This window comes from Pseudolactococcus yaeyamensis (genome assembly GCF_054658615.1).
Map to the genome: position 1 here is coordinate 1 of NZ_BAAGGP010000082.1, position 12909 is coordinate 12909.

The 12909-nt window shown below is 40.5% G+C and carries 15 protein-coding genes and 1 tRNA gene; all 16 read left to right on the top strand.

The window, feature by feature from the left end; genetic code table 11:
• The first annotated feature begins 228 nt into the window (after nucleotides 1-228).
• Complete coding sequence (metG, locus tag ACYQ21_RS12725) at nucleotides 229-2226, top strand: methionine--tRNA ligase (protein WP_460058807.1); 1998 nt, start codon at nucleotides 229-231, stop codon at nucleotides 2224-2226.
• A gap of 5 nt (nucleotides 2227-2231) precedes the next feature.
• A complete protein-coding gene (locus tag ACYQ21_RS12730; RefSeq protein WP_460058808.1) occupies nucleotides 2232-2567 on the top strand; it encodes a DUF1622 domain-containing protein in 336 nt (111 codons plus the stop codon).
• A gap of 43 nt (nucleotides 2568-2610) precedes the next feature.
• A complete protein-coding gene (locus ACYQ21_RS12735; RefSeq protein WP_460058810.1) occupies nucleotides 2611-3069 on the top strand; it encodes a GNAT family N-acetyltransferase in 459 nt (152 codons plus the stop codon).
• On the top strand, nucleotides 3066-3692 hold the full coding sequence (gene yqeK, locus ACYQ21_RS12740; protein WP_460058811.1) for a bis(5'-nucleosyl)-tetraphosphatase (symmetrical) YqeK: 627 nt from the start codon (nucleotides 3066-3068) through the stop codon (nucleotides 3690-3692). Before ACYQ21_RS12735 ends, yqeK begins: the two co-directional genes overlap by 4 nt.
• A 63-nt stretch (nucleotides 3693-3755) precedes the next feature.
• Nucleotides 3756-4475, top strand: coding sequence for a ribonuclease III (gene rnc / locus ACYQ21_RS12745; RefSeq protein ID WP_460058812.1), 720 nt, complete (start codon nucleotides 3756-3758; stop codon nucleotides 4473-4475).
• Nucleotide 4476: 1 nt separating this feature from the next.
• Nucleotides 4477-8013 (top strand): chromosome segregation protein SMC, encoded by a 3537-nt coding sequence (gene smc, locus ACYQ21_RS12750; protein WP_460058813.1) that lies wholly within the window; start codon nucleotides 4477-4479, stop codon nucleotides 8011-8013.
• 23 nt (nucleotides 8014-8036) lie between these two features.
• Nucleotides 8037-8843: a Cof-type HAD-IIB family hydrolase gene (locus tag ACYQ21_RS12755; protein WP_460058815.1), complete on the top strand. Its 807-nt coding sequence runs from the start codon at nucleotides 8037-8039 to the stop codon at nucleotides 8841-8843.
• Complete coding sequence (gene ftsY, locus ACYQ21_RS12760; RefSeq protein WP_460058816.1) at nucleotides 8844-9974, top strand: signal recognition particle-docking protein FtsY; 1131 nt, start codon at nucleotides 8844-8846, stop codon at nucleotides 9972-9974.
• Nucleotides 9975-10099: 125 nt separating this feature from the next.
• Nucleotides 10100-10366, top strand: coding sequence for a hypothetical protein (locus tag ACYQ21_RS12765; RefSeq protein ID WP_460058818.1), 267 nt, complete (start codon nucleotides 10100-10102; stop codon nucleotides 10364-10366).
• A complete protein-coding gene (locus ACYQ21_RS12770) occupies nucleotides 10363-11043 on the top strand; it encodes a DUF7168 domain-containing protein (RefSeq protein ID WP_460058820.1) in 681 nt (226 codons plus the stop codon). The genes ACYQ21_RS12765 and ACYQ21_RS12770 overlap by 4 nt, the downstream gene beginning before the upstream one ends.
• Nucleotides 11030-11239, top strand: coding sequence for a hypothetical protein (locus ACYQ21_RS12775; protein WP_460058822.1), 210 nt, complete (start codon nucleotides 11030-11032; stop codon nucleotides 11237-11239). The genes ACYQ21_RS12770 and ACYQ21_RS12775 overlap by 14 nt, the downstream gene beginning before the upstream one ends.
• Nucleotides 11240-11252: 13 nt before the next feature.
• On the top strand, nucleotides 11253-11384 hold the full coding sequence (locus tag ACYQ21_RS12780; RefSeq protein ID WP_460058824.1) for a hypothetical protein: 132 nt from the start codon (nucleotides 11253-11255) through the stop codon (nucleotides 11382-11384).
• Nucleotides 11381-11632: a hypothetical protein gene (locus ACYQ21_RS12785; RefSeq protein ID WP_460058826.1), complete on the top strand. Its 252-nt coding sequence runs from the start codon at nucleotides 11381-11383 to the stop codon at nucleotides 11630-11632. The genes ACYQ21_RS12780 and ACYQ21_RS12785 overlap by 4 nt, the downstream gene beginning before the upstream one ends.
• Before the next feature lie 27 nt (nucleotides 11633-11659).
• A complete protein-coding gene (locus tag ACYQ21_RS12790; protein ID WP_460058827.1) occupies nucleotides 11660-11845 on the top strand; it encodes a hypothetical protein in 186 nt (61 codons plus the stop codon).
• Between the two features lie 166 nt (nucleotides 11846-12011).
• Nucleotides 12012-12584, top strand: coding sequence for a hypothetical protein (locus tag ACYQ21_RS12795; protein ID WP_460058829.1), 573 nt, complete (start codon nucleotides 12012-12014; stop codon nucleotides 12582-12584).
• 15 nt (nucleotides 12585-12599) lie between these two features.
• Nucleotides 12600-12667 (top strand) — tRNA-Ser (locus ACYQ21_RS12800).
• The last annotated feature ends 242 nt before the right edge of the window (nucleotides 12668-12909 follow it).

A 12909-nucleotide genomic window follows, 5' to 3' on the forward strand; every position in this document is an offset into this window, starting at 1 on the left:
TAACGTATCTTTCATCTCGTGAATCTTCTATAATCATAAATTTTTCTTGTAGTGTCATATTGTTCTCCTAATGGCAGTGTAGCACTTTTGGTTAATTTTTCAAGACTAATTTATGAAACGACCGTGACTGTTTTTGCCTAACCCTGTTTAACCACTAAAAATATGGTATAATTATAAGGACGAATTTTTCAAAAACGTCGCATCATTTGCACGATTGAAAGGGCTACAATGACTAACCAAAAAGAAACTTTTTACATTACCACACCGATTTATTATCCATCTGGCAAGCTCCATATCGGAAATTCCTACACAACGATTGCTTGTGACGTATTGGCACGTTACAAACGTTTAATGGATTTTGACGTTTTCTACTTGACTGGCACAGATGAACACGGTCAAAAAATTGAAGAAAAAGCAAAAGATTTGGGCATCTCACCGCAGGCATATGTGGACGGCATGGCTGCTGATATTAAGAAATTGTGGGAAACACTGGATATTTCTTACGACCATTTTATTCGCACGACGGATGATTATCATGAAAAAGCGGTTCAAGATATGTTTGAACAGTTACTCGCGCAAGATGACATCTATCTAGGGGAGTATGCGGGCTGGTACTCTGTTTCAGATGAGGAATTTTTTACAGAATCGCAGCTTGCTGAGGTTTTCCATGATGAGGCGGGCAATGTCACAGGTGGGAAAGCACCGAGTGGTCACGAAGTCGAGTGGGTCAAGGAAGAATCTTATTTCTTCCGCATGGGTAAATATGCAGAGCGTTTGCTTGCTTACTACAACGAACATCCAGAGTTTATCCAGCCTGAATCTCGCAAAAATGAGATGATTAACAACTTCATTAAGCCGGGTCTGGAAGATTTGGCAGTGTCGCGGACCTCCTTTACTTGGGGGATTCCGATTAAATCAAACCCGAAACACGTCGTTTATGTCTGGCTTGATGCCTTGACCAACTATATCACAGCACTTGGTTATGGTTCTGACGACACGACGAATTTCGATAAATTCTGGCCTGCTAATGTTCACATGGTCGGTAAAGAAATCGTGCGTTTCCACACCATTTACTGGCCAATCATGCTGATGGCGCTTGGTTTGCCATTGCCTCAACAAGTTTTCGGACATGGCTGGTTGCTCATGAGAGACGGCAAAATGTCTAAATCTAAGGGCAATGTCGTTTATCCAGAAATGTTGGTAGAGCGTTATGGTCTCGATGCCTTGCGTTATTATCTCATGCGTGCTGTGCCGTTTGGTAGTGACGGTATTTTCACACCGGAAGATTTTGTCAACCGTGTCAATTATGATTTGGCAAATGATCTGGGTAATCTCCTGAATCGGACGGTTGCCATGATTAACAAATATCAAGCGGGTCAAATCCAGACACCACAAGCACAGACAGCCTTTGACAACACACTGCAATCTGTCATTGAAACAGCGATTACGAATTATCATACGGCAATGAATAAAATGGAGTTCAATGTTGCGCTCAATGAAATCTGGACGATTATTTCACGTTCTAACAAATATATTGATGAAACAACACCGTGGATTTTGGCTAAAGATGCCAGCAAATCAGCGGAGTTAAATAGTGTCATGTACCATTTAGCGGAAAGTTTGCGCATTGTTGCTGTCTTGTTGCAACCTTTCATGCGTGCGACATCTCAAGCGATTTTCGGACAACTCGGTCTTGACTTGACTGAGCCGAAATTAACCGACTTGGCATTTGGTCATGACTTTACATCGCCAGTAGTCAGCAAGGGTGAGCCAATTTTCCCACGTTTGGATGCGGAAGAAGAAGTCGCGTATATTAAGGCGCAAATGCAAGCGATATCGCCAGTCGCTGAAACAGCCGCATTTGACCCAGAAACAACAACTTTAGTGTCTGAGAAAAAAGCCATTAAATTTGATGACTTTGAAAAAATTGAAATCAAGGTGGCGGAAGTCATTGCCGTTGAAAAAGTTGAAGGCTCTGACAAACTCTTGAAATTTGAACTAGATGCAGGCGATGATGGTCACCGTCAAATCTTGTCTGGCATTGCCAAATTCTATCCCAATCCGCAAGAATTGGTCGGCTTGAAATTGCAAATCGTCGCCAATCTGAAACCACGTAAAATGATGGGCTTACTCTCACAAGGGATGATTTTATCAGCAGAATCTGATGACAAATTGACCCTGTTGACAGTGGCGCCAGGAGTCGCAAATGGTAGTATTGTAGGTTAGGTTGTATGAAGATAATCACTGAAATTTGTGAGTTGCTGATTCTGGTCATGAGTACGGTCGCCGTTTTGGTCTTGATTTGTGGTGTGCTTAAAGCGACGGTCAAGTTTGTCAAAAATGAAGTGAGTCATGCTGATAAAGCCAGTGTCTTGCGCACAATCAAAAACGAGCTGGGCGCTTATGTGCTATTTTCGCTAGAAATTTTGATTGCGGCGGACATTGTTGAAAGTATCATCAAACCGACTTTTGAAGATATTGGCAAACTGGCGGCTTTAGTGGTGATTCGGACGGTCATTTCTTACTTTCTAGGTAAGGAAATTGATCAGGAAATAGAGAGTAGATGATAAGAGGAAATAAGGAGGCGACTCCTTATTTTTGGTATAAAAGATGATGAGAGAATTGGAACAGGGCGAGGCGCTGCCTTGGGCGCTGTTATTAAATGCTGACCCAGAACGTGCGATTGTCGAGACTTATATGGCAAAGTCTCGGGTGTTTGTCGCTGAAAATGGTAATCAGGCGATTTTAGGTGTGTTGGTTCTGATGGCATTGCCAGAGGAACACAACTATGAAATTATGAACGTGTCCGTAGACCCAGACCATTTCCGACAAGGGATTGGTAGAGCCTTGATGACGTTTGCGCTTTCGGACATTCAGGCGCGTGACACGCAAGCTGTGATTTGGGTCAAAACGGGAGATTTGACGGTTGATGCGATTGGTTTATATGAAGCCGTCGGCTTTAAAATTGTTGATGTGGTTAAGGATTATTTTGTTGAAAACTATACCGAGCCGATTTATGAAAATGGTGACTTATTGCGCCACCAAGTGGTAATGAGGTTGGGGAAATGACCTTATATGATGAGATAAAAGCTGATTACTTTGATGTGCCACTGACTGGCCATGTGTTTGAGGACGTCAAAAAAGTTTGTGAAGTCAATCAAACGACGCATAACTACCTTTGGTCGCACCTGCTCAATGTCGCCAATGAGGCGAAAAGTTTAGCCAAACGTTTCAACTTAGATGAAAAAGCGGCTTTTATGGCTGGTTTATTGCATGATATTGGCGGGCTAGTGCCAAATGAGAAAAGGATTGCGCTTGCTGAGACGCTTGGCATTGATGTCCTACCTGAGGAACGTGCTGTACCTATGCTCTTACATGGTAAATTTTCAGCTTACTTTGCCAAAGACATTTTTGGTGTGACAGCACCAGAAATTTTGAGTGCGATTGTTTACCATACAACCCTCCATGCCAATCCGACAGACCTAGAAAAAGTCGTTTGTCTGGCTGACAAGGTCAAGTGGGACGATAAAGGTACACCGCCTTATCTAACAGACTTAATGCGTGTTTTTAATCACTCGCTTGATGATGCGACAAAATTTTTTATCGATTACTTGTATCACAGTAATTTACTGGTTCTGCATCCGTGGTTGCTTGAAGCGTATGATTTTTATTTTAACGAGGTATCAAGATAAAAAATCATCATCACCATTGGCGGGAAAGTGCGAAAGTCGGGACTTTTTGATATAATAGAAACAATGGAAACTTTACAAGAAAAATTAAGAGACTATCAGATTAATTTTAATAAGCCTGAGTTGCTAGAAGAGGCTTTTACACATAAATCATATTATTTTGAGCATAAAGATTCGAGCGTTTTTCATAATGAGCGCTTGGAGTTTTTGGGAGATGCGGCACTCGGGTTTATCATTGTCGAATACCTCTATAAAGCCTATCCCCATGAGCGTGAAGGTGTTTTAACCGAAAAGAAAATTTCAATCGTTCGCAGAGAATCTCTTGCGGACTTTTCGCGTAAATTGGGGTTTGAACAGTATCTGAAACTAGGCAATGGCGAAGAAAAAAGTGGTGGCCGTGAAAATGATGCCAATCTCGAAAATTTATTTGAAGCTTTTCTGGGTGCCTTGTTAATGGATAAAGATTTAGCTGCAGTTAAAAAATTTATTTATGATGTGATGATTCCTGAGATTGAAAGTGGCTCTTATGATAAAGTCACGGATTATAAATCAGCCTTGCAAGAGATTTTTTACACAGCAGGTCAGATTGATCAAAATAATAAAATTCCACTTGAATATGTCATCGTTGGGCAAAGTGGACCAGTTCATGCGCCTATTTTTGAAGTAGATGTCGTATTTGAAGGCAGCACCATTGGTCACGGCAAAGGAAAGTCTAAGAAAATTGCCGAGCAAGATGCGGCACGCTCAGCTTTCGTAAAGCAGAAAAATCAACAAAAGGACAACTAAGATGTATTTGAAGCAAATCGAAATGGTCGGTTTTAAATCTTTTGCTGATCGAACAAAAATTACTTTTGACACGGGTGTGACGGCGATTGTCGGGCCAAATGGTTCTGGTAAGTCAAATGTTACAGAAAGTTTGCGTTGGGCGCTAGGCGAGCAGTCGGCTAAAAGTCTGCGTGGTGCGAAAATGCCAGATATTATTTTTGCAGGTACGCAGAAACGTCGGGCGCTCAACTATGCAGAAGTCATTGTCACTTTTGATAATGCCGACGGCTATCTACCAAGTGAGGCAACAGTTGTCATTACACGTCGTCTTTACCGTAATGGTGATAGCGAGTTTTTGATTAACGGCAAAAAAGTCCGACTGAAAGATGTTCATGAATTGTTCACGGATACCGGTCTTGGTCGTGATAGCTTTTCTATCATTTCTCAAGGGAAGATAGAGTTGATTTTTAACAGCAAACCGGAAGAACGTCGCGCCATTTTTGAAGAAGCCGCGGGTGTTTTAAAGTACAAAAATCGCAAGAAAGAAACAGAATCTAAATTATCAGCGACACAAGAAAACATGGACCGCTTAGATGACATCATTTATGAGTTAGATGGTCAGCTAACGCCCTTGCGTGCGCAACGTGATGTCGCACTTAAATTTCGTGAATTCGATGATAAACGTGCGAAACTTGAAATATCTGTTTTAGTCGCACAAATCATTGCTGAAAAAGTCAGCTATGAAAGTGCGCAAGCGCAATTTAAAGAAGTGCAGGAGACTTTAGCTCAGCTTGATGCGGCACAGGAAGTCTTTGAGCATGATGTGCTTAAGTTAAAGCAACAACGTTCAGCCGTTGAATCAGAACAAGAAAAATTACAGACTGAGATTTTACAATTAACGACAGCAAAATCTGATTTTCAGTCTAAAATTGATATTTTTCACAGTCAAGCTCAGATGTCTCAAAAGTCTGCGGCAGAACGTGAGGCACGCATCGCAAATCTCACAAATAAAGTAGCTGAGATTTCTGAAAACCTGACAAGTTTAACGGATAAACTTGAAAAAAAACAAGTCTTAAAAGATGATTTGGAAACGCAGATTCAAACTCTACAAGGTAAATTAGATAATTTTTCTGAAAATCCAGATGATGTCATCGAGCGTTTGAGAGCAGAATTTGTAGACTTAGTGAACCAAGAGGCTCAGCTATCGAATGCCATTACCAAAAACACATCAGAGTTAGACAATATCAGAGCTAATGCCGCCAGCAAATCAACTGAAAATCAAGCTTTATCTGAAAAATATGATAGCTTAAAAGTCGAGTTAGCAGCCACAACCCAACGTTCTGAGGACTTGAAACTAGAGTTAGAGCAGCTTTTAAGCCAGTACAGTACAGCAGATACGCAATTCAAAAAGTTAGAAGCAGATATTAGTCAGACACAGAATCGTTTGTTTGCGGCTATGGATGAGCTGAATAAAGGTAAGGCACGTTTAACGAGTTTGGAAAATATCCGGGCTAGTCATGCCAATTTTTATCAGGGTGTCAAAGCCGTCTTACAAGCCTCTGATAAATTGCCGGGCATTATTGGTGCAGTGGCTGATTTGGTGAGTTTTGATAAACAGTATGCCACGGCGATGGATATTGCCTTAGCGGGTGGTGCGCAAAATATTATCGTCTCAGATGAACAAGCTGCAAAATCTGCCATTAATTTCCTGCGGTCACAGCGTCTTGGACGTGCGACCTTCCTACCTTTGACGACCATCAAACCCCGTCATTTTGGCAAAACGAATCAGGTTGTTAATATGCCAGGTTTCATTGATACAGCACAAAACTTAGTCACCTATGATGAAAAAATTGCACCAGCAATTTCAAATTTATTAGGGAGTGTCCTTATCGTTGACACGAATGATAATGCAACAAAAATTGCACGTGCATTGAATTTTACAGCTCGAATCGTTGCCTTAGATGGAACAGAAATTAGACCTGGTGGGTCTTTCTCAGGTGGTGCGAATAAGAAAAATTCAACGACTTTTACCAATGTCGAAATTGATGATTTGACACAAAAAGTTGCAGTTTTGGACCAGACTGTTCGCAGTTTTGAAAAAGACTTGCAAAACTTACAACATCAAAAAACAGCCTTGACCACGACTTTAGCAGACTTACGTCAAAAAGGCGAAACAGCACGCTTAGAAAGTCAAGAATATAGCTTGAAAGAACAGGCACTCTTGGAGAGCAAACGAGACTTGGAAAGTCGTTTGGCGCTGTCCAATGCGTCTGACGAACAAGCTATCATTGACAAACTGACGCTTGAAAATGCAGGGCATGACTCTTCTCTCCTTGCCATTCAAGAACAGAAAACACAGATTAACACCGACATTTCCGAAGTGAAAAGTAGTCAGTCACAAGTTAAAATATTGACGGAGAACTTGCGTCGAGACTTGCAAGACAAGCAAGTGAAACTTTCTGAAATCACGTCTGATATTCGCCACCAAACAGGTGAAATCAACCGCTTAACATCTGAACAAGCCAATTTAGAAGCTGAAATTCAAGCTTTGACCAGCCAAAATGCGGCCAATGCGTCTGATTTAAATGATGAGACGCGTCTCGAAAGTCTGACGACTCATCTCACTCAAGTGACGGAAAAACTAGAAACAGCCAATATCAAACTGGTCAGTCTGCGTTTCGAACGCGAAGATTTGACTGCCCAAATCGAAGATTTGGATGATGCCAATGCGGTCAATATCAAGCAACGTCAGGAGCACTTATCCCAGAAAACCAGACTGGAACTCTCACTAGAAACGTCTGAAAATCGCTTGAGAAGTCGTCAAAACAAACTGGTCAATGACTATCAGATGAGTTTTGATGAGGCACAGGCACAGGCAGAAGACCTAGTCAGTCTGGCAGAAAGTGAACGTCAGCTCCAATCACTAGAATTGCAAATTAGAAAACTCGGTCCGATTAATCTCGCTGCGATTGAACAATTTGATGAAGTCAACGAACGCCGTGAGTTTCTCAATACACAAAAAGAAGACTTGTTCAAAGCCAAAGCCTTGCTAGAATCAACGATTTCTGATATGGACGATGAGGTAAAAATTCGCTTCAAATCAACTTTTGAGGCGATTAGAACGTCATTTCAAACGACCTTTACGCAGATGTTTGGCGGTGGTCAGGCTGATTTGATTCTAACCTCAGAAGATTTATTAGATGCTGGGATTGAGATTGCCGTTCAGCCACCCGGCAAAAAACTCGCCAGTCTCAACCTCATGAGTGGGGGCGAAAAATCCTTAACGGCACTGGCTTTGCTGTTCGCCATCATACGTGTTAGAACAGTCCCATTCGTCGTCCTCGACGAAGTTGAGGCGGCGTTAGATGAGGCAAATGTCAAACGATTCGGCGATTATATGACGCGTTTCGATGAAGGGAGCCAGTTTATCGTTGTGACCCACAGAAAAGGGACGATGAAGGCGGCAAAAGCCATGTATGGGGTGACCATGCAGGAAGGTGGCATCTCGAAAATCGTTTCTGTGAAGCTGAAAGATTTTGTGGCGGCAGATAAGCAATAAAAATAAGAAAGAGGCCCTTTAAAATGTCAAAAATAAAATTATTAGCACTAGATTTAGATGGGACCTTATTGACGCATGACAAGCAGATTTCTGCTGAAAATAAAGTCGCCATTAAACAAGCGCAGGCAGCAGGTGTTCATGTGGTGATTACAACCGGTCGACCATTAAAAGCGATTGAGCATATTTTGACTGAACTAGATTTACTGGTGGCATCAGAATACTCAATTACCTTTAACGGTGGCTTGGTTCAGCGCAATAACGGCGAGATTCTCTCAAAGAAAACTTTTTCTTATGATGATTTAACTGAAATTCATGCTTGCTTTGTTGCGCTTGACCTGCCTTTGGATGTGATTTCAGATGGGGTCGTCTATGAAACAAATCCGTCGTCGCTATATCAAAAACTCAGCCCTTTTCTTGATTTTGTCGAGGAGCCATTTGATACGATACCACGTGATATTATTTTCAATAAGGCGGTCAGTGCCATTAACGCGGATTTTCTGGATCAACAAATCCCTAAAATACCAGTCGCTTTAAAAGCAAAATACGAGATTTTCAAGTCTCGGGATATTCTGCTAGAAATCATGCCTAAGGGCGTAGTCAAATCATTTGGTCTTGAAAAACTAACAGCCATTTTAGGCATTGAGCGAGAAAATGTCATGGCCATGGGCGATGAAGAAAATGACTTGGCCATGCTAGAATGGGCGGGACTTGGTATCGCCATGAAGAATGCGACCCCTGAAGTCAAAGCACTAGCAGATGTTGTCGCACCGGTTACAAATGATGAACATGGCGTTGCTTGGGCAATTCAAACCTATATTTTGGAGGATTAAATGGGCTTATTTGATAAAATTTTTGGTAAAAAAGTTGCAGAACAAATTGAAGAAAATACCTCAGCTGATATTTTTAAACTTGACTTATCAGAAACAGAGGAATCACCGAAAAATGAGACTGTAACAGAACCTGAGATAGAAGTTAGACCTGAACCTGAACACGAGCCTGAGATTACACCAGAGCCTAAACTCGAACCTGAAACGCCACAACAAATCGAAGAAAAATACGAAAAATCACTGAAAAAAACAAGCAAGTCATTTGGCGCACGTTTTAATGAATTTCTATCAAACTTCCGTTCAGTTGACGAAGCATTTTTCGAAGATTTAGAAGACACGCTGATTATGAGTGATGTCGGCGTTGATGTGGCGACGCAGTTGACAGATGAGTTGCGCCGTGAGGTTAAACTTCAAAATGCCAAATCAACGGATGATGTGAAACGTGTCATCATCGAAAAAATGGTTGATAATTTTGGAGAATCGGGTCTGAATACGGCGATCAATCTTCAAGATGGTTTAACTGTCATGATGTTCGTTGGGGTCAATGGTGTTGGCAAAACAACAACGATTGGGAAACTCGCAAATCGGTTCAAAAATGAAGGTAAAAAAGTCTTACTCGCAGCAGCGGACACTTTCCGTGCTGGGGCCAGAGACCAATTGGTCGAATGGGCGCGTCGTAGTGGGGTTGACGTCGTTGTTGGGAAAGAAAATTCTGACCCAGCATCCGTTGTTTTTGATGCGGTCAAACGTGCGCAGACTGAACGATTTGATGTTTTATTGATTGATACAGCTGGTCGTTTGCAAAATAAAGACAACTTGATGAAAGAACTTGAAAAAATGGGTAAAATCATCAAGCGTGAGTTGCCAAATGCCCCACATGAAACCTTGCTAGCGTTGGACGCGACAACAGGTCAAAATGCGATTTCTCAGGCTAAAGAATTTTCAAACGTCACACCATTGACAGGGATTGTCTTGACAAAACTAGACGGTTCAGCCAAAGGTGGTATCATCTTGACCATTCAACAAATCTTACAAATTCCTGTGAAATTAGTTGGACTTGGGGAAGGCATTCAGGATTTGGAAAACTTTGATGAAGCGCTATTTGTCAAAGGTCTTTTCCAAGATTTAATTTAGTCTAGTCTGACTGTAAGTATCTAGAGTTGTACAGATAAGCATAAACCCATATATAGCAAGGAATCAAGAGAACAAAGAAATTTGTTCTCTTTTTTGTATGTTGAGAAATTTAAGGAGGTTTCAAAATGAATTGGGTACAAAAATATGTAGACGATGTTTTGTGTGATCTAAAAAATTCTACTGTTGAAAACAATAAGCTATTTTTAAATGGCGTTACTGTTAAATCGGCTGGAAGTGATATGGAAATATTAATCTATCAACTGCCATCCTCAGATGTTATAGCTGAGGTCGTTTATGAAAATCGTGTAGAACTTTATAGCAATCAAAAGGCTTATAGCAAGGAATATAATGATTGGATTGTCTTATCATCAGAAGAAAAGGCGACAGTATGACAGATAAGCGATTAAGAAAGATCAAAAATTTATTGGACTTGGCTAACGATGCAAATGACGAAGAATCAAGAACAGCCTTAGCTATTGCACAAGAATTGATGATGACTTATGAGATTTCGGAAGAAGATTTGTTTAGCTATAAAGAACAGGAACGCTTGAATGAAGTGATCACCACAGTTGTTCATTCAGGTAAGCCGCATAAATGGTTATATCGTCTAGCAAGGATTATTGCTAGGAATTTCAGGGTTAAATATTATTGTCTTGAAAGCGAGATTATAGAATTTTGTTTTCTTGGCTTGACATCAGATGTTCAGATCGCTGAGGTTGTTTTTCAGTATGCTAAGGGTAGTGTTGCTTACTTTGCTAGGGCTTATATGCAACAGCCTGAAATTAAACGTAAGAGAAAGCGCAAGTGGCAAATGAGGCAGGATTATATTCAAGGCTATTTATTGGGTTTGTCAGAGGTCTTGGAACAACAGGTCGCAGAAAAGAGTTATGAGTTAGCTTTACAGTTGCCTGCTGTTGTCAAATACGAGGTTGAGCAATTAGGTTTAACAACCTCAAACAAAGATACATCACATGACATTAAGGATTATGATGCGGCGAGGTCAGGTTATCGTGAGGGGCTGAAATTTAAGAGCAGAGACCAGATTGGAGAGAGAAATGAAAAAAGCTGATTATAAACTAGTCATGAAACCTTCTGATATTGAATTTGAATGTCCTTATTGCAGTACAGAGATTAGCTTGAGCTTTTCTGATGTTTTAGATAAAAGTGGCGACGAATATGATTTGTGGGTCGGAAATGTTGGTGTGTCAGTTGAATGTGATTTTTGTAAAAAGGACATTGAATTGGCTGATGTCGATATTGATTAATTGGGGGTGGGGAATGACCAGACGTGCTGACGGACTTACTCGGGAAGAAATTTTAGAAGGATTTATATTTTCCACAAAAGCAGCTAATTCAGGTTATCGTGAGGGATTGAAATTTAAGACTAGAGAACAGATTGGAGAATCATGAAGAAAAAAATCATTGTTTTATTGTTTTTGTCAATCATTTGTTTAAGCGGCTGTGCTAATTCTAGCCTAAACGCTCTGAACACTAGATTTAATTATGTACAAATCAAACTACAAAATGGTCAAGTAATTAATGGAGAAATAAAGGAATTAAATGTTTCTAACGAGACGGTCTCAGTTATCTTAAATGATGGCAGTGCCTATGGTGGTAGTGTGAAAGATTTTAGTTTTAGCACTCAAAAATTCAAATAGAAAGTAAGAACATTGATAAAGAACGAAATGCCAACGGAAACAAAACCCAAACAAGCAGAGTGGATTGTGCAGATTACTAAAATCAGTACAGCTAAAAAATCGAAACCTAAAAAACATTATTTTGAAGAAAGACCTGAGGCTGAAAATTTTGCCAAGCAGTACAAAGGTAAAGGTAGCGTTCAATTATATCAGCTTGAGACAATGGGGAGTTGAAAATGATTGATATGATTTGTAGACCAGTTGTTCTATGTTTTACAGGGATGGCGTTTATCGCTTGTCTGCCACTGCTGTTAGTACTTTTCTTGCTATATCTAGTGATGTGTATTTTTGATAGGAAATCGCCACAATTTGACAATAACTAACATCGAGGAGAGTTTTTATGCAAGATAAATTAAATAATGGTGGAGACCTGAGAGTTGTTTTATTTGTATCAAGGAACAAGGATAACAAAAATGTTGACAGCTTTGAACAGAGGAAAGAAACATTTGTGTCAACCAGAGAGGTTGGCACTCCTAAAATGCAAGCCGAATTTGAAAGATTTGTTCAAGCAGGTGTAGCTGGTGAAATGAGTAGGATGTATGTCTCTGTCAATCGACGTGACAACTCAAAAGTAGTTAGAGAATTGCAACATTACTTGCTGGATAATCCAGATACACCTGTTGCACGCCTGACATTGAAGTTAGCATCGCTTGCGGCTCAAAAACAAAACGCAGCTGAAAGTAAATGGTTGTTTGACTATGATGCGGATAAAGCCGATTTAGACAAGTTCTTAGATGACTTGGTTGGGTGTGGGTTAGACAAGAGTGAGGTTCAGGTACATCCTACACCAAATGGTGCAGCAGTCGTTGTTGAACATGGATTTGATACACGTCACTTGCTTAATAAGTGGGAAGACGTAGAACTCAAAAGAGATGATATGTTACTAGTGAAATGGGAAACTAAAAAAACGTAGTTTTCCATTAGCTAGGCAACTTTAGCTTAACGGTAGAGCGCTCATGAGATATGAGAGATTGGGTTCAAATCCCTAAAGTTGCATCACCAAAATAAAAAAGAAAAATTATTTTATCCTTTTTGGTTCTGGCAATGCTCTGGTGAAAGCATTGTCAATATGCTGATAATTAGCACCTGAGCTTAGTTAAGTGACAGGAGCGGAATGTCTTGGTTCGATTCCAGGTATCAGCCATTGCCTAGCAATAGGCAAATATTTTCCTTTTTTACTCCAAAGGTACAAGATACTCCCCTATCTTGTGCCTCCTCTACCCGAGGGTAGCTTAAGG